Source organism: Saccharospirillum sp. ABV4_185 (assembly GCF_056159245.1).
In genome coordinates this window covers 2034145-2055379 of sequence record NZ_JBSWUW010000001.1, presented here as the reverse complement: position 1 = coordinate 2055379, position 21235 = coordinate 2034145, and the positions used below count along the sequence as shown (strand labels likewise).

Below are 21235 nucleotides of genomic sequence, written 5' to 3'. Positions count from 1 at the left end.
TTGATACTAGCCATGAATTTTGAGCTTCTTTGTGCCATATTTGGCACAATCAATCGGAGCAGCTTTTATGGATCTGGACGGCCTGTCCCTCTTTATCGATACCGTCAAAGCCGGCAGCATCACCGGCGCCGCCGACAAACGCGGGGTACCCAAATCGACGCTGAGCCGCCATCTGCGTCAATTCGAAGAGCAGTTGGGCGTCAAACTGCTGGAGCGCTCAACGCGCCGGCTGGATTTAACCGAGGCCGGCCAAATGCTGTTCGACAGCGCCACGCCCTACATCGAAGAACTCGATGATATTCAGGATTCGGTACGCGCCTACCAGCGTCAGCCCAAAGGCCGGCTGGCGATCCAGATGCCGCAGGAACTGTTCACCACCCAGATGGGCGAACTGATCAGCGAGTTCCTGCAGCGCTACCCGGACATCAGCCTCAGTTGCACTCAATACAGCGGCCTGTTCCCGGCACCCTCGCCGGATTACGACCTGCAATTTGTGCTGCACGATAACCCGCTGCCACCGAGTGAGTGGATCGCCCGCACCCTGATGAGCATTCCTCAGGGTTTGTTTCTGGCGCGTCATTGCAGCGATCAGCAACCCACTCAACTGAGTGACCTGGCACGCTGCCGCTGTATTTTGCAGGCCGGTGAGACCCAGTGGTCGTTTCGCAAAGGCCAGGGTGTTGAATCGGTAGCGGTAACGGGTCGGCTGGTGTTGAACAGCCCGGACATGCAATTGCAGGCGGCGATACGCGGTCTGGGCCTGGCCCGGCTGGCGCGCTACCAGGCCGAGCCTTTTGTGCGCCGTGGCGCGCTGTTGGAGGTCAAGCTGGAAGGCCAGCCGGTGGCGCAGCAACTGACGGTGATTTACCGCAGCCGCGAATTGCCGTTAAAAACCCGACTGTTTCTCGATCATTTCCAGAACCACATCGGCCGGCTGTACAGCGTACTGTAACCGGCCTGATGGCTCAGACTTTCAGGTCAGGCTTTCAAGAAGGTCTCGCGGTAATGCCGCAGTTCGTTGATGGAATCGAGAATATCATCCAGCGCGCGATGGCTGCCTTTTTTATGCACGCCGTCCAACACGTCCGGCCGCCAACGTCGCGCCAGTTCTTTTAACGTCGAAACATCGATATTGCGGTAGTGGCAGTAGCTGTCGAGCTTGGGCATATAACGAATCAGAAAACGCCGATCCTGCCAGATGGAATTGCCACACAGCGGTGATGCGCCCGGCTCTACCCATTCATTGAGAAAATCGAGCGTCTGCTGTTCCACTGCTGCTTCGCTTAAGTTACTGTCTTTAACGCGCTGTGTTAAACCGGACTGACCATGATGAGTGGTGCACCATTCGTCCATACCATCGAGCAGCGCATCGCTCTGATGCACCACCAGCGTCGGCCCTTCGGCCAGCACATTAAGATCTTTATCGGTGACCACCGTGGCGATTTCCAGGATGCGATCAGTGTCCGGATCCAGGCCGGTCATTTCCAGATCAACCCAAATCAGATTCGTTTGTTTATCCATGCATTCAACCTTTGTTCCGGTGGACGTGTAGAATAGACGCAGAGTATAGCGCCTGAGCCTTCACGTCGATTCATGAGCAAACGCAAACTGTCCCGCCAGCAACAATTCCGCATTCGCAAAGTTCAGGATGAACGCCTGTCGCGCGCGCAGAAAAAAGAAGCCACCATCGATGAAAGCGCGCTCGGCGACGCCCGCCCCGGTCTGGTGGTCAGTCACTATGGCATCACCACCGATGTGGAAAGCGATGACGGCCAGCGCACCCGTTGCCACAAACGCACCAACCTGCCGGCGCTGGTCACAGGCGATCTGGTGCTGTGGCAACCGGACGACAACAACAGCGGCGTTATCACCGCCTGCCAGCCCAGACGCAGCGAACTGGGTCGTCCCGACAGCCGCGGCCAGATGCGCCCGGTCGCCGCCAATGTCGACCGCATCATCATCGTCGCCGCACCCAGCCCGAGAACGCCGGCCAACCTGATTGATCGCTACTTAGTCGCCGCTGCGCACCACGACATCCACCCGATCATCGTACTGAACAAAATCGACTGCCTGGACCAGGCGCCGGAAATGCGCGACGAACTGCGTGAATACCAAAACCTCGGCTACGAAACCCACGCGCTTTCCGCCCAGACCGAAGCGGGTATGGCGGAAATCCGGCAATTGGTGGCGACGGGTAACTCGGTTTTTGTCGGGCAATCGGGTGTCGGGAAATCGTCCATCATTGCCACTTTATTACCGGAAGAAGTGATTAAAGTCGGTGATATTTCCGAAGCCACCGGCAAAGGCCGACACACCACCACCACCGCCAAGCTGTATCACATTCCCGGTGGCGGCGACTTGATCGACAGCCCCGGCATCCGTGAATTTGGCCTCTGGCACGTCGACGCCGACAGCCTGCTCGCCGGCTTTCCGGAACTGGCCAATTCAGCCGGCCAATGCAAATTCCGCGATTGCAATCACAAGAGTGAACCGGGCTGCGCGGTGCGTCAGGCGGTCGCAGATGGCACGCTCTCGCAACGACGTTACGAGAGCTTTCTGGCAATCCGGGATTCGCTGGATGAAGTATCGATGCGCGAAGAACCGCGCTGACGGAATAAGCGGAATAAACCGCCGCTAGAGTTTCAACTCAATATTGAAGATGACCGAGGTGTTGGCAACGTCGACAAAATTGTCGTCGTACCAATCACGGTCCGTCATCCGCGACATCATAAAAATCGAACTCAGCTGCAAGTGATCATTCGCTTCATAACCGGTTTCGAGCAAAAACGCCTGGCCGGTGTTGACGATAGGGTCGTTACCATTATCGGCGTCAAATCGACTCAGAGCGACGCCCAATGAAAAGAAAGGCGAACCGATATCCGACTCCAGATAATGGGTATAACCCACACCGAGGAGACCCAGGGTCGCGGTATCAATGTTCGCTTCCTGGTTGTCATAACTCATGCGAGAAGCCTGCCCGAACACAAAGAGCGCATCGACCGGCGTCGTCATCACTCCCACTTTAACCCGCCCTACCAGGCCATCACTGGATGCCGCCGGCTGATTTTCAACATCCCAGGTAGAAACACTCTGATTGTTGATGCCATAACCCAAGCCCAGATTCAGCACTAACTCATTGCGCTCGGCATTGGCCTGACTGACGAGCAGGCAACCTGCAACGATTAAAACGATCTTTTTGATCATCGATACAACATCCCCGAACGCAGGCTCAAAATTTATATTCCAACTGGAAAGTGAATGTCTTCAACAACAACCCTTCCCGGCTTGAGCGATTAATGGTGTCACTGACGTCCAACACAGCGCCCATATGCAGGTTCTCACTGAACTCATTACCCGCCCCCACCAGGAAACCGAAACCTTCAGCGTCGCCCTCGCTGAACTCCTGCGACAGCGCAACACGACTCATGCCCATAGCCGCCTCAACATAAGGAGAGCCGACCGTCGGATTCAGAAAATAGGTGTAACCCAGACCAGAAAAAGAGCTGACACCCCGGGCGCCATCCTCCCAATCGGAACGGTCGAAGCGGAAAAAGCCGAGGCGATATTGGTAATACAAGGCGTGCTGAGGCGAGAACATGCCGCCCAACTTAAAGGACGTCATGAAGATGGGACGTTCATAAACGGTAATATCCGAACCGGTACTGGAGAAATCGGCATCGGATGGCCCCAAGCCAATACCAAGACCCACCAGAATATCGTTGCGCTCGGCATAGGCTGATGCGCTACTCAAAACAAGCAACGCCAAGAGAATTCGTTTTACCACTGGAGACCTTCCATAAAGTGTCACTACGGCTCAAAGCGACCTGTCTGGAATCTTACGGTATTGCCAAAGGCATGCAATGACCGATGCCGACAAAAGGTGTCGGATCTGTCCGCAACCCTCAGCATGGTTTCATAGCGGCGCCGCGCCGTGACCCACCCGATTGGAATAACGCACCGGATTTTCGATCTGCCAAACGTTGTCGGAGATCGGCAACGGCATCACAAAACGCAGCATCTGAGGCGAGGTACGACACAGGTCTTTTTGCGTGCGCAACAGCGTCAGACGGTTACCCTCAACCCGCAAAAACAGATGATCATCTTCAGTACAGCCATGAGAGACCACGGAAAACTCAAAGCCTTCCGCCGTGACTTCCGGATTGAACAGCACTTCGGGCTCACCCGCGCCCTGGGGCATGGACGAGCAGCCAGCCAGGACGCCACTCACAAAACCTGCCAATAATACCTTGCGCTGGCGCAGCACCATCAATGGCAACGACAACAACACCCACCAACCACTCGAAAACATCGTGCCGCCTTGCTTTCTCCAGGAACGCTCGTTCATCTTATTCACTATCCAAGGTCTCAGTTCTTTAATATCGGCATAAACGCTATAGGATTTAGCGCAGCCCAAACCCCAGCTGACAACGCCAATCTGCTCATAACCGTTAACCGCATAATAGATCAAGGGACCGCCACTATCGCCCTGGCAGGAATCCTTCGGCTTATTGCCGTCAGTCGGATCTACCCCGTTAGCAAAACCCGCACACAGCATGGACGGCCCATGTATTAAGTCAGCGTCACCTGCCAGGCGGGCATACTCATCTTGACAGGTGCGATCGGACACCGTGGGTAACGCAACGGCCTGGAGCACGGCGCTCGGCTCAGCCACATCATTATTGAATGACTTACGGGTGTCACCATGACCAATGACAACCGCATCGGCAAGCAAGGTCGATTGTCCACGCATAGAGAGATTGATGAACACACTATCGGCATTCATGGGCAAACGAATCAGCGCCACATCGTTACGCAACGTCGCCAAACGAAAATCCGGGTGCACGGCAACTGTATGACTGGAGCGACGCACCTGGAAAGCAGCAGATGGCAGCTTTTCCATGGCGATATAGCCTTTGTAATCGAGTCCTGGCTGCGGACTGTCAGTCCCCACCAAACGGCAATCACCTGAGCCTGCACAATGCACATAACCGTACTCCCCGGAGTGATTCCCCAGCACAACAGCGAATGAGTCGCCCTCTTTTAAATGGGTAAAACAATGCGCCGCGGACAGCACAATGCCAGCCCCCAGATAGCTGCCACCACAGCTATGAAACCAGACCACATTGGAGGAGTCGCCCGATAAAGAACGGGGTACCAGAAGCGCAGCATAAAAATCGTAACCAACCTCCACTGCCTCCCCACCAATAATCTTTGGAGTGATGTCCAGCGCACTGGCAGAAGACGACAACAGTAGAAAAACAGCTATCCATAGCCCATGTTTCATCATCGCTTGAGATCCTTCTCATCGCCCCGAAACCGGCGATATAACGACAGGTGATATTAAGCAGCCGAAGTGGCTTGCAACAGAAAGGTATGCGCTATCAATAGAAAGCGCAACGTGGGATGAAGAAGACGACTGCTTTGCTCTTTACCGATATCAAATGCTATTTATTCAGACGGCAAGTATAAGAAACAAAAAGCGGCTCTAAGGCCGCTTAAAATTTAGAGATGTGATACTGCAATCAATTAAGGATTGGTTGTTCCTGAAGGCTGGACTCACCCACAGGGTTTTTCAGCGTCCAGTTACTATTGGTTTCTGGCAGGGGCAATGCCATCCGCACCAAATGAGGCGTAGTACGGCACATATCTTTCTTTAACCGCTCAATGGTCAGCATATCACCATCGACCGACACCGCCAGATCGTCCGCCGATGTACAACCCGTCGACATTAGTTCAAACGCGATCTCTTGCTCACTGAACTCTGGGTTATAGATCACCTCAGAAGCATCAGCGGTGGAAGTACTGGTAGCACAGGCGCTAAGCACCGAGCCAGCAATAACCGCCAATAAAGAACGACGCAATGCCTGAAAGCGCGTAAATGCCAGTAGTGCTGCCAGAGCTAACACCAGCCAGCCGGCTGAGCCGGCTGAGGAAGAACTACTTGAAGAACTTTCACTCGTAGAACCGACAATCCCAGACCTCAACTGAGCTCGACCAGCCAGGTCCACCTGCATAAAAACGCCATCCGCTTCAAAAGTGAAGTACCCGGTTTCAGCTTTCGATGTTTCACCATCAAAGGTGCCTGTAATAGTCACTCCGCACTTAGCACCTACTTCCAATTCGGTTCCACAGGTCGAACCATTAAATTCAAAAGCATCCGAATTGGTTACTCCTGTGTAATCAAAGTCTGTAAGTAAAACAGAAGAAGTACTGGTGTTCTCAATCGTCCATATCTTAGTAGCGGTAAAACCCTTTGCTTTACCGCTCTGAACACCAAAAGAAACGAAAGGAGGAAAATCCAAATCCCCTACTATTTCATTTCTTGTAGCGCTGATCCAGCCTCGCAGTTTATATGTATCTGCATACACACCATAAGTTTCAGCACAGAGATAACCAAAACTCACAACACCTACCACCTGGTTTCCAGCAGAGATCAATGGGCCACCACTATCTCCCTGACAAGAATCCACTCTATCCGTGCCGTTCATGCCGTCTACGTAACCAGCACATAACATATTGTTATCGTCAAACGACGTGCCGTACACAGACACACAGTCAGTATCTGAAACAAATGGTAGTTCCACTGACATCAAATTAATCGGAAATTCACTGGGGTCTGTAGCTGCTTCTTTACCTGCATCCGCTTCGTCATAATTGGTATTACCGTATCCCATTACCGTCAGCGTACTAGGTGCCGTAGGGCGACTCGTAGGGAAAGGGTCGATAGCAACGCCAGTAGTGGGAATAGTTGTTAACTGAATAATAGCAATATCATTGGACTTGCTTGACCCCACTCCATAGAGAACATGGGGGTGTTTGTCACGTGAAATCTGATAAAAATCACCAGTATTACCCGTGTTTTTAAGTATGCCAGAGATGATTTTATCCGGATCTGAAGAGTGTCCACTTCCACCAACAGGTTCATCTGTAGTAGGTGAACAACCTGAACCCGAATTGCAATCCAAGAATGCAAGACTACGTGAATTTGATAAATACACTCTTGGTCCATCACCAAGAATGTGTCCAGTTGGAATAGGCAGACAATGCGCAGCGGTAAGCAACAATCCGTCACCAATATAAGAGGCTCCACAGTGAGGGATATAAAAATTGTTACCGTCGTCATAAGGATAAACAATTAACGCAAAATAGTTATTGCTGTCACCCGCCACTGGGTCACCACCGATGATCCTATCGAATGTGCCGTCATACGCCGAAGCCATTACACCTTGAATCGCCAAACAAGCAATCAAGCCCAAGAAAAACTGCTTAATTTTCACAACAGGGTCCCCTCACTACATCCGTCAGTGGATAGTCAATATGTCCCCACCACCTGCACCGAGGGGCGGCAAAGTGTGGAAGTATTCCAAGCCGAGGAAAAATGAAAAGAAAAAAATTCGCCAAAAGCGGACAGATGTGCGCCTTAGTATTTAAAAACCTTGGTTTTTAATTAGCGCTAACAAGCAAAGTGAGTGATGGCTTACTGAGAAACCGCCAAGCTATAGCAGAATCGGAAGGATTTTCTTTTATGCTTCGAAACAATTAATTTTTAACCGACTCCCACTGAAAAGTATTAAAAAAAGCCACCAAGTCAAAATACCGACAAAAATATTCACGCCTAATTCATCAGCTGCTCAAACGTCATAATTCTGACAAGCTTTCACGAACACCATCAACACACTTTATTTGTCGAAGATAAAACTCAAAATAAAATTCAGTATTCCCTTAAATAAAAAGTTCCAGGCAAAAAAACCCGGCTAATGCCGGGTTTAGTTGAAAAGCTAAAACAAACTTACAGCTTCTCTGAGTTGCTACCCAGATACTCAGCAACGCCGTCCGGGGTGTTAACCATGCCGGCATCGCCTTTCTGCCAGCCAGCCGGGCAGACGTGACCGTTTTCTTCGAAGAATTGCAGCGCTTCAACAACGCGCACCAGTTCGTCGATGTTACGACCAATAGGTTCGTCGTTCATGTGCTGAGCGCGAACCACGCCTTGCTTGTCGATCACGAAAGACGCACGGAAAGCAACGCCGGCGGGGTAGTAGCTGTCGCCACCGATGGACTCAACACCGTAGGCTTTGGAGATGTCATGGTTCATGTCGCCAACCATGGTGTACTTCACTTTGCCGATGCCGCCTTCGTTGATCGGGGTGTTGCGCCAAGCGTTGTGGGTGAAGTGAGAGTCAACGGATACAGAGATGACTTCAACGCCCAGTTCTTTCAGTTTTTCAACGCGGTGGTCCAGAGCGATCAGCTCGGACGGGCAAACGAAGGTGAAGTCCAGCGGATAGAAAAACACCAGGGCGTATTTGCCTTTGATGGTTTCAGCAAAGTTAAAGTCGTCAACGATCTGGCCATCGCCCAGTACGGCGGGGGCTACAAATTCGGGGGCTTTACGTCCAAGCAATACGCTCATACGAGACTCCTGTCGGATCCAATTATGGTGTGTTTAGGGTCAAAAAATCGGGGCATCACCGATGCATTGATGCAGCCTAAGAATACGGCCTTTGTGATGACAACTCATGACATGGACCTCTATAAAGGTTATAGCAAATAGCTATCACCATCTTCGACTCTGTCAATCAATCATCGGCTTACTGCGCACTACAGAATGGGGGCTTGGACCGGCGCCTTCAAGCACCGATCCACGTTGCAAGGCTCAAACTGACTTCAGCACCACCATCGGCGGTGCCTTAATGACCCGACGCGTTGACACCACGCCAATGGCGCCAATCACCAGCGCACCGATGATCGGGCCAGACAGCCAAAGAGTAGTGTGCGGCGTCCACTCCAGATTGAGCATCTCCACCTGGAAATAGGCCAGCGCAGCTTCGGCACCGAAGGCGCCGAGCAAGCCGGCCAGCGCGCCCAAGGCCGAAAACTCTATCCATAAACCACCGCGAACCAGCGCTGCTTTCGCGCCCAGCGTTCGCAAGATGGCACTTTCCATCAGCCGCACATCGAGTGTTGCCTGGACGCTGGCAAGCAGCACGATAAAACCAGCCACCAGCACCAGCGCCAGAATAAACTCCACAGCGACAGTAACCTGGCCGACGATGGATTGGATCTGGCTGATGATGGCGTCCACTTCAATCAAAGTGACCGTCGGGTACTGCCGCATTAACTCGGCCAGCATGGGTTTCTGCTCGGGCGAGAGATAGAAGCTGGTCAGATACGCCGCGCCGGCGCCATCGAGAATCGGGCCATTGAAAATAATAAAGAAGTTAGGCGCCATCGAATCCCATTGCACCGAACGCAGACTGGCGACTTCGGCGACCACCGACTGACCGCCGATGTCGAAACTCAGTTCATCACCAACCTCGACATCCAGCTCACGGGCAAAATCTTCTTCAACTGAGACTCGCGTTTGGCCCGCGTTTTCCGCCTGCCACCAGTCACCGGCGACAATTTCATTGTCGTCCGCCAGGCTATCGCTCCAGGTCAGGTTCAGTTCGCGGCGGAAGTCGTCATCATCGGTTTGCAATCGCGCCAGACGATCATCCATTGACTCGCCATCGACAGCGGTCAGACGACCGCGAATCATCGGATAAAAGGGTTCACGATCGACACCGGCGTTATCGAGCACGGCTTCAAAACCGGAGCGCTCATCTTCGAATAAATTAAAGGCGAAATGATTGGGCGCCCCTTCGGGCAATTGATTCTGCCATTCGCCAATAAGCGACGAGCGCAACAGCGTCAGCACAAACAACAACATCAGAGCGATGGCAAACACCATAATCTGAAAGGCATTTTGCCGACTGTGACGCTGCAAGCTGGCCAGCCCCAAACGCCAGGTCGTGCCCAGACGACTGCCATAACGACGCACCACGGCGATCAGCAAAACCGCCAATACCGAGACGCCGAGAACAGTCACCAAACCACCGCCAAGCAAGGCCGCCGTCAACCACAGATCACCGCTGTACAACCAAACAAGTGCCACCACGGCCACCGCGCCCAGGGCCAGCGTTAAGCGGCGGCCGAGCGTGCCGCCTTCGAGTTCGGAACGCAGCACGCGCGCCGGTGGTGTTTGGCGCAACACCCAGACCGGCGGAAAGGCAAAAGCGAGCAAACAAATCAGACCGGTTACAAAGCCGATCAACAATGGCCGAATGCCCGCCGGCTCCAGTTCACGTGGCAGCAAGTCGCCCGCCAGTTCGAGGAAACCCCAGTGCAGAAACCAACCCAGCGCCAAACCAGCAAAGACCACCAGCACACCCAGCACCAGCAAATTACCGGCGTAAAGTCGGGCGATGCGACGCGGTGTCAGACCGAGCGTTTTCAGTAACGCAACATGACCCAACTGACGATCGGCGTAGCGCCGCGATGCCAGCGCCAGGGCAACGCCGGCCAACATCACGCCCAGTGAACCGGCGAGCATCAGAAAACTTTCCGCGCGTTCCAAAGCGGAGGTAATGCCGTCGTTGGCTTCACTCGGTTCGACCCAACGATATTGGCGATCAGAGGCGTCACCGAATTGCTGCTCAAACTGATCACGAAAATCGGCAACATCGCCACTGAGCAATAACCGATACCGCACTCGGCTACCCAGTTGCACCGCGCCGGTCGCTTCGATATCGGCGACGTTGATCAACACCCGGGGGCCGACGCCAAAAAACGAGCCGGCGCTATCGGGTTCGCTGATTAAAGCGGCGGTAACGGTCAGCTCCGCATTGCCTAAACCAATAGTATCGCCGACGTTGATGCCAAGCGCCGGAAACAGGCGCGAAGTTAGCCAGGCTTCACCCGGCGCCGGGCCTTCGGTGATCGCTTGACCCACACCGAAAGGAGTGTCCGCCAACACCACCTCACCTTTAAGGGGATAGGCACGGGATACCGCCTTAACCGAACTCAGCTGCAAGTTGCCATCGGCACCGAAAGCCATGGCCTGAAAGGTCACCATGTCGGCAGTTTGCAGACCGGCAGCCTGAGCTTGTTCGCGCACGGCGTCATCGATGGTCTGGCGTGAACCGGCGCGAATCTGCGCATCGGCAGCGAGCAAACTGCCGGTTTCATCGAGGATGGAATTGCGGATGCGATCGGTGAACAAACCGATGCTGGTTACCGTAGTCACGGCCACTAATAAGGCCGCGATCAGCACATTGAGTTCGCCGCCGCGCCAGTCACGCCACAGCAGTTTTAACGATAAATTCACGCTGGCTGCTCCTCACTGAAAAGCTCAGCCAACTCACCGGCTTTCATTTCCAGTTGTCGCGAGCAACGCGCGGCGAGTTTGGGATCGTGAGTGACCAGCACCAGAGTGGTCTCGCTGGCGCGGTTTAAGTCAAACAACAGATCGGCGATGGTCTCGCCGGTTCGGGTATCGAGATTGCCGGTCGGTTCGTCGGCAAATAGAATCGGCGCTTCGCTGGCGAAGGCTCGGGCGACGGCTACACGCTGTTGTTCGCCGCCGGATAATTGCAATGGATAGTGGGTTTCACGACCATCGAGACCGACGCGCTGCAACCAGTCACGCGCGCGTTTTTCGGCATCGCTGACGCCTTTCACTTCCAACGGCAGCATGACGTTTTCCAACGCCGTCAGCGACGGCAACAACTGAAAGTTCTGGAACACAAAACCGACCAACTCGCCACGTAATAAAGCGCGCTGTTCTTCATCCAGGGCGGTGATCTCGCGACCGCCCAACCAGACTTCACCACTGGACGGCCGATCCAACCCCGCCAGCATGCCCAGCAGTGTCGATTTACCCGAACCGGACGCGCCAACAATGGCCACCGATTCACCGCGTTCGATGCGCATATCGATGCCTTTAAGGATGACTAAGCGCCCTTCCCGGCTGGGCACTTCCTGTTTAAGCTGCCGGGTCTCGATCATCGCCTTGGATTCCGTTGTCATGAGCGTTACTTCTCTACAGAGCAAATGGATTGTCCGCAGCCTGCTGGCTGCAGTCTTGATTCTTGCCATTCTGCCAAGCCGTGCCGCCACCCTTTTGGTGATGGGCGACAGTCTCAGCGCCGGCTATGGCATCGACCCAGAAGATGGCTGGGTCAGTTTGCTGGCGCAGCGACTCGACCAACAGGACACCTCACACCAGGTCATCAACGCCAGCATCAGCGGCGAAACCTCACGCGGCGGGCTCGATCGCCTGCCTGCCTTGCTGGAACAGCATCAGCCGGATCTGGTGCTGCTCGAACTCGGCGCCAACGATGGCCTGCGTGGCTATCCGGTACCGCGCATCACCACCAACCTCAGCCGCATGATTGAACTGAGCCAGCGCGCTGGCGCCGAGGTCATTCTGCTGGGCATTCAATTGCCACCTAATTTTGGCAGCCGTTATACCGAACCGTTTTTTCAGCAGTACGCCGATCTGGCCGAGCAATTCGACTTGCGCTACCTGCCGTTCCTGCTCGAAGGCGTGGCACTGACCGACGCCCTTATGCAGGACGATGGCCTGCATCCAACCGCCGCCGCCCAGCCTCAGGTGCTGGACAATGTATGGCCGCTGGTCGCCGCTGCCCTGAGCGAAATGTCATCTTGACAGAAAGATTACAACGCCACCGAGGCCGGTCATGACTGAGTTCGAGCGCATGCGCGAGGGCTTGCCCTTCGATGCCAAAGACGCCGATTTACGCCAGCGCCGCGAAACCGCCCGCCTGGCCTGCGCGCGTTTTAATGCGCACCCCAGCAAGGGCAATCTGCGTCATATCACGCGTCTTTTTGCAGCACATGACCAGGTCGTCATCGAGCCCGGCTTCCAGTGTGATTATGGCAGCCAGATTCACCTCGGTCGGAACGTCTACATTAATTTTCACTGCGTTCTGCTCGACGCCGCCGACATCCATATTGGTGAGGACGTTCTGCTTGGCCCGGGCGTTCACCTCTACACCATCGACCACCCCAGAGACGCCACCGCCCGCGCGGCCGGCGAATGCATCGCCAAGCCAATACGTATCGGCAATCGAGTTTGGATTGGAGGAGGTGCCAAGGTTTTGCCCGGCATCCACATTGGCGATGATGCCATCATCGCCGCCAACACAGTGGTGCGGCGTGATGTAGCGGCCGGTGAACGGTTTTTTGGGTAAGTAATAAAGCTAGGGAATTACAGCGCCTGATCGCGCCATTGGAAAGCAACCGGCCAGAGTTTCTGGCGGTCTTTGGGATAGGCCGCCCACAGCTCAGCGTAGCTTTGCTCACTGCCGGGCAATAGCGTGTCGGGCAGAATATCCGCCATGGGTTTGAGCACGAAGGCGTTCTCGGCAGTTTCGGCACGCGGCAATTCAATGCCATCCAACTCGCCGACCACATCGCCGTAAGTCAGCACATCGATATCCAGGGTACGCGGACTGAATTTGGGGCCGCTGCGATTACGACCGTGATCGTCTTCGATGCGTTTGAGCAAACGCACTATCTCAGCCAGCGGTTTAGCGGTGCGAATCAGCACCACCGAATTCAAAAACGGACTGCCATCGAAACCGACCGATTCGCTTTCATAGACCGGCGAACAGAGCAGCTCACCAAAGGCGTCAGCCAACGCATCCAGAGCGCCGCTGATATGACGGTAACGATCGATATTGCTGCCCAGACTCAGCGCCACATCGACCACGGCAGCATTACTCTCAGCTCTTTCCATCAAGGGAAGGTTCGCCTTATGCGGATGCCGACGGCCTGGCAATCGGCCACAGCGCCAGCTTTATTAATGCGTAATTCAATGTCGGTAATGCCAGCAAAGCGATGAATCTCCTGACACAGCCGTTCGCCGAAGGTTTCGATCAGCTCGAAGCTTTGCTCGGCAGCCCAGCTGCGGATATGGCGCGACAGAGCGTCGTAATCGAGCGCCTTGCTGATATCGTCATGCTGTGCTGCCGGCGCGCAATCGTAGGCCAGCGATAAATCCAGCCAGAGGTTCTGGCGGATCTCGCGTTCCCAGTCGTAAACACCGATCAGCGTTTCGACCTTTAAGCCTTCGAGAAAAACGCGATCGGTCATAACGACTCCGCGGCGATGGGTTCCAGGCTGTCTAACGGCCAGCGCGCTTTAATGTCGATCGACAAATCCGAATGCTGCCCGGCCAATAACCGCTGCGCACCGGCGTAGGCGATCATGGCGCCGTTATCGGTGCAAAACTCCAAACGCGGATAAAACAGCTTGCAGCGCTGATCATCGGCCATGGCCTGCAATTTCTCCCGCAACCGACGGTTAGCGCTGACGCCGCCGGCGATCACCAGCGCGCGATGCCCGGTCGCCTTGAGCGCACGCCGACATTTAATCACCAGCGTATCGACCACCGCCTCCTGAAAGCCACAGGCGATATCGGCCATGACGTTTTCAGGCACACTTTCGTCGACGGCATGTTCGGCCACGGTCAGACGTACGGCAGTTTTTAAACCAGAGAAACTGAAATCCATGCCCGGCCGGTCGACCATCGGGCGGGGAAACTCGAACACGCCCGGGGTGCCGGTGTCAGCCAGTTTCGACAGCAGCGGGCCACCGGGATAAGGCAAGCCCATCATCTTGGCGGTCTTATCAAAAGCTTCACCGGCGGCGTCGTCGAGGCTTTCGCCAAGCAGTTGGTATTCACCCACACCGCGCACATCGACCAACTGGGTATGGCCGCCACTGACCAGCAGAGCGACAAAGGGAAAGCGCGGCGGGTTCTCTTCGAGCATCGGCGCCAGCAGGTGACCTTCCATATGATGTACGCCTAGCGCCGGTACTTCCCAGGTCCAGGCCAGCGATCGCGCCAGAGAAGCACCGACCATCAAGGCACCGACCAGGCCGGGACCGGCGGTATAGGCCACGGCATCGACTTCGCCAAAGGGCAGATCGGCCTCTTTGAACGCCTGTCGAATCAGCGGTACCAGCTTGCGAATATGGTCGCGCGACGCCAGTTCGGGCACCACACCGCCGAACTGCGCATGCATGGCCACCTGGCTGAACAGCGCATGAGACAAGAGCCCGCTGTCCGTATCGTAGAGGGCAACACCGGTTTCATCGCAGGAGGTTTCGATACCGAGAACGCGCATCCGGGCTCCACAGTCAGTCACTTAAGGATCATCGTTTAGGGTCTTAGTTCCGGTCGGAACAGCGCTGCGCAGTGTAATGAAGCACCACCGATAAAGGAACCCAGGCTTTACACCCGGCAGAGGGCGACGTAAAATTGCGCGCCTCAAATTCAGGGGGTTGCGAAACGCCCGTATTTCCTGAGTTGAGGCCAAACCCACAAACAAAGGTTGATTGAATGCCAAGCGTAAAAGTCAGAGAAAACGAGCCATTCGACGTCGCATTGCGTCGTTTCAAGCGTTCTTGCGAAAAAGCCGGTGTGCTGTCTGAAGTTCGTCGTCGCGAACACTATGAGAAGCCCACCTGGGTTCGTCAGCGCAAAGCCGCTGCCGCCGTTAAGCGTCACGCCAAGAAGTTGCAGCGTGAACAGAAGCGCCTGGTCCGTCTCTACTGATCAATACCTTTTAAAAGCCGGTTTCTAGTGGGTTAACCGACGATGTCTGAGCTCAAGCAAGCGATCACCGAAGCAATGAAAGACGCCATGCGTGCCAAAGAAAAGGCGCGCCTTGGCACCATTCGCCTGATCCTTGCCGAGCTCAAACGCATCGAGGTTGACGAACGAATCGAGCTGGACGATGCCCGAGTTTTGGCCGTCCTGGACAAGATGAATAAGCAGCGTCGCGATTCCATCCAGCAGTTTGAAGCTGCGAATCGAGACGATCTGGCCGCAGTTGAGCGGGAAGAAATGGAGGTGATTGCCACTTTTCTGCCTGCGGCACTTAGCGAAGACGAAATCAACGCCCTGGTCGATCAGGCCATCAGCCAGACCGGCGCCAGCGGCATGCAGGATATGGGCAAGGTCATGGGTGTGTTGAAACCCCAACTGCAGGGCCGAGCCGACATGGGCGCGGTCAGCAAGACCATCAAAGCCCGCCTGGGTTGAGTGTTCCTGCGCTCAGCCACATCTCTTAAATTCTCTAAATCTACTCACTGGCAAGCCCTTAAGCTTGCGGTATGCTATGCCGTCGATTTGAGCACATTGCATCGGGTTCGTGATGAGCCGATGCGCGCAACCTTCGGGGACGTCGTAAATACATCCCTGTAGACTCAACTGCAGCATCCATGCTGCAGATGCCCCGAAGCCAGCACCCACCGACCCATCACTCGGTTGAGTGCCCCTTCAAGTACGCTGTAGTGACTAAGAAAGCGACTGAAAAGTACTGAGAAGTAACTGAGGAACGCATGGCCGGCCTGATCCCCAACGACTTTATTGACGATCTGCTCGAACGCACCGACATCGTCGAAGTCATCGGTCAGCGCGTACCGCTCAAACGCAAAGGCAAAGATCACTGGGCCTGCTGCCCGTTTCACAACGAAAAATCACCGTCCTTCTCGGTCAATCCGGCCAAGCAGTTTTATTACTGTTTCGGCTGTGGCGCTTCCGGCACCGCCTTGCGCTTTTTGCAGGAATACGAACGCCTGCCGTTTCCCGAAGCGGTGGAAGAACTGGCGCGCCTGGCCGGCGTCGACGTGCCGCGCGAGGAACAATCACCGCAGCAACGCGAACGGCAAAAACGCCAGCGCAGCCTCTACGATTTGATGAGCAGCTGTGGCGACTATTTCGCTCACCAGCTGTATCACCACCCCAAAGCCAGCGACGTGCAGCAATACGTGCTCAATCGCGGCCTCAGCGAAGAGGTGGTGCAGCGCTACCAGATCGGTTTCGCGCCCGCCGGCTGGCAGAACCTGATCCAGCATTTTGGCGACAACGACGAAAACCGCGGCCAGTTGCTGGCCACCGGCATGACCATTCGCAACGATAATGGTCGCGAATACGACCGCTTCCGCGAACGGCTGATGTTCCCAATCCGCGACCTGCGCGGCCGCACCATCGCCTTCGGTGGCCGGGTGTTATCGCCCGATGGCAAACCCAAATACCTGAACAGTCCGGAAACACCGATCTTCCACAAAGGCCAGGAACTCTACGGCCTTTATGAAGCGCGTCAGGCGCTGCGCAATTTCGACAACATCATCATCGTAGAAGGCTATATGGACGTGGTGGCGCTGGCGCAGTTCGGCGTAAAAAATGCCGTCGCAACACTGGGTACCGCCACCAGCCAGACGCACGTCTCGCGGCTGTTTAAACTGACGCCGGAAATCGTCTTCTGCTTCGACGGCGATGCCGCCGGTCGCCGCGCCGCCCTGCGCGCTCTGGAAAACACCCTGCCGGAAATCCGCGACGGCCAGCAAGCGCGCTTTTTGTTCCTGCCCGACGGCGAAGACCCGGACAGCCTGGTGCGCAAAGAAGGTTACGACGGCTTTATGCACCGCGCCCGCCAGGCACAGAGCCTGCCCGATTTTCTGTTTCAACATCTGCAGTCTCAGGCCGATACCTCTAGCCTGGATGGCAAAGCGCGCTTGGCGAGCATCGCCCGCGGCTGGATCGACCAGGTACCCGAGGGCGTGCTGCATCAATTGCTGCTGCAACAGTTATCAAACCTGGTCGGTTTACCGGTCGAGCAGATACTGCGCAGCTACAAGCCGATCAAACCGGCCACGGCCGAACCCGAACCGATGCCGGCCTATGACCAACCGCCGCCGGACGACTATGGCTCTTATGACGAGGCGCCGCCCTATCGCGACGCAGGCGCCAACAGCCAGGCCCTGAGAAGTGGCATGGGCGTGCGCTTTTCGCTGGTGCATCGCTGTCTGGCCTGGCTGATTCGCCATCCGGAAATGGCCCACGAACTAGACCTGGCAGCGCTGGAAACACTGCCTGAGCAGGAAGGCAAAAGCCTGCTGACGCAAGTGGTCGGGCTTTTGCAAGAAGCGCCCGGCAACGATCTTTACCATGCCTTTGACTATCTTTGTCAGCATGGTTTGCGCGCGACCCTGGCGCCCATCGCGGCTTCGGATTATCTGTGGCTGGAGCATCGGGTTCTGGAAGGTGAGAACACCGATGCCACTGAGCTGGCCAGGACAGAACTTGAAAAACTGCTGGTCGCCCTTAAAAAGAGGGCTCCGCATGCGGAGTATGAGGCGCTGAAACAGCGCATCAACAACCTGGATCCTTCACTGACGAAGGCTGAGAAGCAGCGCTTCCTAGAGCTGCAAAAGCAACGCAAGCTGTGATGGGCAGTTTAGACCGACCGATACTGACTTCGGCCAGGGCGGACTTACTGACTTCATCACCGAAACGCCTTGGCTGCTACCGGGCCAAGCCGTTTTCGACCCTGAGAAAGTGTTGGTCAAAAATTGGCTAACACCCTGAATTACGGTAAAATGTAGGGCTGTTTTGCGCCCGCCTGATCCACTACTGAACTGACAGGGTTTCTATGGCTGAAAAATCTCAGCAACAGTCACGCCTCAAAGAACTTATCGCCCGCGGTAAGGAACAGGGCTACCTGACCTACGCGGAAGTCAACGATCACCTGCCGGAGGAAATCAACTCCCCGGATCAGGTAGAAGACATCATTGCCATGATCAATGACATCGGCATCAGCGTGTTTGAATCGGCGCCCGACGCCGAGCAACTGCTGATGAACGATGAAAGCAGTACCGACGACGATGACGCCACCGAAGAAGCCGCCGCCGCTCTGGCTGCGGTGGAAACCGACACCGGCCGCACCACCGACCCAGTGCGCATGTATATGCGCGAAATGGGCACCGTTGAGCTGCTGACCCGCGAAGGCGAGATCGTTATCGCCAAGCGTATCGAAGAAGGCACCCGTGAAGTCATGCAGGCCATGGCGTTTTATCCGGGTGTTATCGAAGACATTCTGCAGACCTACGAAAACAGCCAGACTGAAGAAGGCGGCCGTCTGTCCGACTTCCTCACCTCCTTCCAGGACCCGGATGATTCCGACCCGGAACCGGCCGCCGACTCACCGGACGCCATCGCCCCGCCTGACATCAAAGATGACAGCCGCGACGATGACAGCGATGACGACGACGATTCCGACAGCGATGACGACGACAACGAAGGCGGTCCGGATCCGGAACTGGCGCGCGAGCGTTTCACCCTGCTGGCCGAACAGCTCAAAGACGCCACCAAGGCGATCGACAAGCACGGCCGTTACAGCCAGGAAGCCAACGACGCGCTGAACGCCATGGGCATGACCTTCTCCTGCTTCAAACTGGCGCCGCGTCAGTTCGATGAATCGCTGGATAAGATCAAAGACGTGGTCGACACCATTCGTGTCCAGGAACGTAAGCTGCTGCAAATCTGTGTGCGTCAGTTGAAGATGCCGCGCAAAGAGTTTGTGAACACCTTCGTGGGTAACGAAACCGACGAACAGTGGCTCAACAACCTGCTCGAAGACAGCCGTTTCGCCGAAGAAGCCTTTAAGTACGAAGTCGAACTGCGTCGTGCCCAGCGCAAACTGCGCAATGTGCAGAAGCAGAGCGGCATCACCCTGGCGGAAATCAAGGACATCCATCGGCGTATTTCCATTGGCGAAGCGCGTGCGCGCCGTGCCAAGAAAGAAATGGTGGAAGCCAACCTGCGTCTGGTGATCTCCATCGCCAAGAAGTACACCAACCGCGGTTTGCAGTTCCTCGACCTGATTCAGGAAGGCAACATCGGCCTGATGAAAGCCGTCGACAAGTTCGAATACCGTCGCGGCTACAAGTTCTCGACCTACGCCACCTGGTGGATTCGTCAGGCCATCACCCGCTCCATTGCGGACCAGGCGCGCACCATTCGTATTCCGGTGCATATGATCGAGACCATCAACAAGCTGAACCGCATTTCCCGCCAGATGCTGCAGGAAATGGGTCGCGAGCCGACGCCGGAAGAACTGGCTGAACGCATGGAAATGCCGGAAGACAAGATCCGCAAGGTGCTGAAAATTTCCAAGGAACCGATCTCCCTGGAAACGCCGATCGGCGACGATGAAGACAGCTCACTGGGCGACTTTATCGAAGACAACACCATGGAAATGCCGATCGATTCGGCCACCGTCACCGGCCTGCGCGAAGCCACGCGTGAAGTGCTGTCCGGCCTGACCGCGCGCGAAGCCAAGGTGCTGCGCATGCGTTTCGGCATCGACATGAATACCGACCACACCCTCGAGGAAGTCGGTAAGCAGTTCGATGTGACCCGTGAGCGGATTCGTCAGATCGAAGCCAAGGCGTTGCGCAAGTTGCGTCATCCGACGCGCAGCGATCATTTGCGCTCCTTCCTCGACGAATAAGTCACCAGCTCGATTAAAAAACCGGCCCCAGAGCCGGTTTTTTTGTGGGCCATCGCTAAGCTCGGGTACTATCGACCTCGGTTCACAGAAACCGACTTCGCAAAACAACAACAACAGAGGAACGCACGATGAAAACCCTACTCCCTGCTTTGGGCGCGACCCTGCTGCTGGGCTGGTCCGCCGCTCAGGCTGAAGACCTGTCCATTGCCACCGGCGGTACCGGCGGTACTTACTACCCACTCGGCGGCGGTCTGGCCGAATTGATCAGCGAACATCTGGATGGCGCCACCGCTGTGGCGGAAGTCACCGGTGCCTCGGTGGAAAACATGGGTCTGATCCATCGCGAGGATTCTGACCTTGCCATCGCTCTGGCCGACACCGTGCTGCAAGCCTACGAAGGCGGTGAGCGCTTCTCCGGCCGCAAACTGGATGTAGTTGCGCTGGCGTCGCTCTACCCCAATGCGGTGCAAATCGTCACGCTCGCCGATTCAGGCATCAACTCGCTGGCCGATCTGGCCGGCAAGCGCGTCTCTGTCGGCGCTCCCGGTAGCGGCACCGAAGTCAACGCTCAGGCGATTCTGGAAAGCAATGGCATCAGCTATGACGACTTCACCGTGCAACGCCTGAACTTCAACGAAACCGCCGATGCACTGCGTGATGGCGATATCGACGCCGGTTTCTGGAGCGTTGGTCCGCCCACCAGTTCCATCCTCAGCCTGGCCAGCGCGCGTGATATTCGCCTGCTGCCGCTGAGCGATGCGGAAATCCGCAATGCGGTTGCCGCAGAGCCGGTGTTCGCGCCTTATCAATTGCGCGCCGGCCTGTACGAAGGTATGGACAGCGCCGTGCAGACCGTTGGTATTCCCAACGTTCTGGTGGTGAACACTGCCATGTCCGATGACCTGGCCTATGAAATCACCAAGCTGCTGTTCGAACGGGTCGAGGAACTGCGCGCCATTCATCCGGCCGCTGACGACACCACGGTCGAGTTTGCGCTGACTTCTACGCCGATCCCAATGCATCCGGGTGCGCTGCGTTACTACGAGGAAATCGGCGCTGACATTCCGGCCCGGCTGCGCCGCTGA

General features: G+C 55.7%; 20 protein-coding genes. 9 read left to right on the top strand and 11 right to left on the bottom strand.

Going from position 1 to position 21235, the window contains the following annotated elements; translation table 11 throughout:
* The first annotated feature begins 67 nt into the window (after window positions 1-67).
* Window positions 68-952, top strand: coding sequence for a LysR family transcriptional regulator (locus ACXAE6_RS09590; RefSeq protein WP_475146844.1), 885 nt, complete (start codon window positions 68-70; stop codon window positions 950-952).
* A 26-nt stretch (window positions 953-978) separates the two neighbouring features.
* Here the strand turns inward: ACXAE6_RS09590 and orn are convergent, their stop codons facing one another.
* A complete protein-coding gene (gene orn, locus ACXAE6_RS09585; RefSeq protein WP_475146839.1) occupies window positions 979-1521 on the bottom strand; it encodes an oligoribonuclease in 543 nt (180 codons plus the stop codon).
* A 72-nt stretch (window positions 1522-1593) separates the two neighbouring features.
* Between orn and rsgA the strand changes: the two genes are divergently transcribed.
* On the top strand, window positions 1594-2610 hold the full coding sequence (rsgA, locus tag ACXAE6_RS09580; RefSeq protein WP_475146836.1) for a small ribosomal subunit biogenesis GTPase RsgA: 1017 nt from the start codon (window positions 1594-1596) through the stop codon (window positions 2608-2610).
* Window positions 2611-2634: 24 nt separating this feature from the next.
* On the opposite strand, the gene ACXAE6_RS09575 is transcribed toward rsgA, so the two are convergent.
* The 7 genes from ACXAE6_RS09575 to ACXAE6_RS09545 all read right to left on the bottom strand — a co-directional run bounded on the left by ACXAE6_RS09575 (window position 2635) and on the right by ACXAE6_RS09545 (window position 11850).
* Window positions 2635-3204: a hypothetical protein gene (locus ACXAE6_RS09575; RefSeq protein WP_475146830.1), complete on the bottom strand. Its 570-nt coding sequence runs from the start codon at window positions 3202-3204 to the stop codon at window positions 2635-2637.
* 25 nt (window positions 3205-3229) lie between these two features.
* Complete coding sequence (locus tag ACXAE6_RS09570) at window positions 3230-3784, bottom strand: outer membrane beta-barrel protein (protein WP_475146826.1); 555 nt, start codon at window positions 3782-3784, stop codon at window positions 3230-3232.
* Window positions 3785-3913: 129 nt separating this feature from the next.
* Entirely contained in the window at window positions 3914-5287 is a 1374-nt protein-coding gene (locus ACXAE6_RS09565; RefSeq protein ID WP_475146822.1) for a S1 family peptidase, read from the bottom strand.
* A gap of 235 nt (window positions 5288-5522) precedes the next feature.
* Complete coding sequence (locus ACXAE6_RS09560; protein ID WP_475146816.1) at window positions 5523-7277, bottom strand: S1 family peptidase; 1755 nt, start codon at window positions 7275-7277, stop codon at window positions 5523-5525.
* 512 nt (window positions 7278-7789) lie between these two features.
* Window positions 7790-8413 carry a peroxiredoxin gene (locus ACXAE6_RS09555; protein ID WP_475146810.1) on the bottom strand — a complete coding sequence of 208 codons (624 nt, stop codon included), beginning with the start codon at window positions 8411-8413 and terminating at the stop codon, window positions 7790-7792.
* A gap of 243 nt (window positions 8414-8656) precedes the next feature.
* Window positions 8657-11149 carry an ABC transporter permease gene (locus ACXAE6_RS09550; RefSeq protein ID WP_475146805.1) on the bottom strand — a complete coding sequence of 831 codons (2493 nt, stop codon included), beginning with the start codon at window positions 11147-11149 and terminating at the stop codon, window positions 8657-8659.
* Complete coding sequence (locus ACXAE6_RS09545) at window positions 11146-11850, bottom strand: ABC transporter ATP-binding protein (protein WP_475146801.1); 705 nt, start codon at window positions 11848-11850, stop codon at window positions 11146-11148. The genes ACXAE6_RS09550 and ACXAE6_RS09545 overlap by 4 nt, the downstream gene beginning before the upstream one ends.
* Here ACXAE6_RS09545 and ACXAE6_RS09540 point away from each other — a divergent pair.
* Window positions 11849-12493 carry an arylesterase gene (locus ACXAE6_RS09540; protein WP_475146799.1) on the top strand — a complete coding sequence of 215 codons (645 nt, stop codon included), beginning with the start codon at window positions 11849-11851 and terminating at the stop codon, window positions 12491-12493. The genes ACXAE6_RS09545 and ACXAE6_RS09540 overlap by 2 nt on opposite strands.
* Window positions 12494-12524: 31 nt before the next feature.
* Window positions 12525-13037, top strand: a complete 513-nt coding sequence (locus ACXAE6_RS09535) for a sugar O-acetyltransferase (RefSeq protein WP_475146796.1) — start codon at window positions 12525-12527, stop codon at window positions 13035-13037.
* 17 nt (window positions 13038-13054) lie between these two features.
* Here the strand turns inward: ACXAE6_RS09535 and folK are convergent, their stop codons facing one another.
* The 3 genes from folK to tsaD are packed head-to-tail and all read right to left on the bottom strand — an operon-like array spanning window position 13055 to window position 14978.
* Window positions 13055-13585 carry a 2-amino-4-hydroxy-6-hydroxymethyldihydropteridine diphosphokinase gene (gene folK, locus ACXAE6_RS09530; RefSeq protein ID WP_475146794.1) on the bottom strand — a complete coding sequence of 177 codons (531 nt, stop codon included), beginning with the start codon at window positions 13583-13585 and terminating at the stop codon, window positions 13055-13057.
* Window positions 13585-13941 (bottom strand): dihydroneopterin aldolase, encoded by a 357-nt coding sequence (gene folB, locus ACXAE6_RS09525; protein ID WP_475146791.1) that lies wholly within the window; start codon window positions 13939-13941, stop codon window positions 13585-13587. Before folB ends, folK begins: the two co-directional genes overlap by 1 nt.
* On the bottom strand, window positions 13938-14978 hold the full coding sequence (gene tsaD, locus ACXAE6_RS09520) for a tRNA (adenosine(37)-N6)-threonylcarbamoyltransferase complex transferase subunit TsaD (protein ID WP_475146788.1): 1041 nt from the start codon (window positions 14976-14978) through the stop codon (window positions 13938-13940). Before tsaD ends, folB begins: the two co-directional genes overlap by 4 nt.
* Before the next feature lie 215 nt (window positions 14979-15193).
* Here tsaD and rpsU point away from each other — a divergent pair, with 215 nt between their 5' ends.
* From rpsU to ACXAE6_RS09495, 5 genes are all read left to right on the top strand, one after another.
* The gene (gene rpsU / locus ACXAE6_RS09515; RefSeq protein ID WP_108126214.1) at window positions 15194-15409 is read left to right on the top strand and encodes a 30S ribosomal protein S21; all 216 of its coding nucleotides are present in this window, start codon (window positions 15194-15196) and stop codon (window positions 15407-15409) included.
* Between the two features lie 42 nt (window positions 15410-15451).
* Window positions 15452-15898 (top strand): GatB/YqeY domain-containing protein, encoded by a 447-nt coding sequence (locus ACXAE6_RS09510; RefSeq protein ID WP_475146784.1) that lies wholly within the window; start codon window positions 15452-15454, stop codon window positions 15896-15898.
* A 299-nt stretch (window positions 15899-16197) separates the two neighbouring features.
* The gene (gene dnaG / locus ACXAE6_RS09505) at window positions 16198-18087 is read left to right on the top strand and encodes a DNA primase (protein ID WP_475146780.1); all 1890 of its coding nucleotides are present in this window, start codon (window positions 16198-16200) and stop codon (window positions 18085-18087) included.
* A gap of 203 nt (window positions 18088-18290) precedes the next feature.
* The gene (gene rpoD, locus ACXAE6_RS09500) at window positions 18291-20150 is read left to right on the top strand and encodes an RNA polymerase sigma factor RpoD (protein ID WP_475146776.1); all 1860 of its coding nucleotides are present in this window, start codon (window positions 18291-18293) and stop codon (window positions 20148-20150) included.
* Window positions 20151-20278: 128 nt separating this feature from the next.
* The gene (locus ACXAE6_RS09495; protein WP_475146771.1) at window positions 20279-21235 is read left to right on the top strand and encodes a TAXI family TRAP transporter solute-binding subunit; all 957 of its coding nucleotides are present in this window, start codon (window positions 20279-20281) and stop codon (window positions 21233-21235) included.